General features: G+C 73.1%; 1 pseudogene. It reads right to left on the minus strand.

What is annotated here, in order from left to right:
• Positions 1-880: pseudogene (locus R6V09_RS54040) on the minus strand (AfsR/SARP family transcriptional regulator); the annotation flags it as partial.

Genomic DNA, 880 nt, shown 5'->3' on the forward strand with positions numbered 1-880 from the left:
CGACGCTCTTCCGATCTCGACCGCGTTCAGCGCCGCCCGGAACTGGGGCGGCGGTGTGCCGCGTCCGCTCTCCTCACGGGCCTGTTCGCAGAGCGCGCGGGCGTGGGTCACGTCCCCGTCCTCCAGGGCGATGTGCGCGCGCAGCAGCTGGATGAACGCGTGGGCGTCCGCGACCCCGTGCCGGTCGGAGGCCTCGGTCGCCTCGTCCAGGCCCGCGAGCGCGCCCTCGCGGTCACCGGCGCGGAAGGCCAGTTCGGCGAGCCGGGCGATGAGGAACGGCGTCTCGGTGTGGGCGCCGACCTCGTAGGCGAGCGCGAGTGCCTCCTCGTAGGCCCCCTTGGCCTCCTCGAACCGCCCGCGGCCCATGGCGGCCTCGCCGACCGCGCTGGACACCTGGGCCCGCACCCAGCGGTCGCCGACGCGACTGCAAAGCACGCGCAGTTCCGCCAGGCCGTCGTCGACGCCCGCCATGCCGCCCGGGGAGTCGACGACCATGTGCGTGCGGAACATCAGGATGACGGCGATCTCCCAATCCCCGCCGTACGCACGCGCGTTGGCGACCGCCGCGTCCATGACGTCCCGGATGTCCATCGTGTCGCGCAGGAAGTAGGCGGTGAACGGCCACGCGAGCCCCGGCATACGGGCCGCGTCCGGGCCTCCGCCGGCGAAGTAGCCCTGCACCAGCGCGACGTACCGGCGCAGCCGCTCGTCCCGCAGTCCGTTCGGCAGGTGGTCCAGGGCTCCTGATTCGGCACCCAGGAAGAGGTGCAGCATCCGGAGGTTCATCCGCTGGATGTAGAGGGGGTGGTCGATCTCCGCGTCCGGGGCTTCGAGGTAGGCACCGAAGGGGTCCGGGGCGGTGAGGGGCGTGGCGGGGGTG

The sequence above is a fragment of the Streptomyces sp. W16 genome, from assembly GCF_033194735.1.
GTDB lineage: Bacteria > Actinomycetota > Actinomycetes > Streptomycetales > Streptomycetaceae > Streptomyces.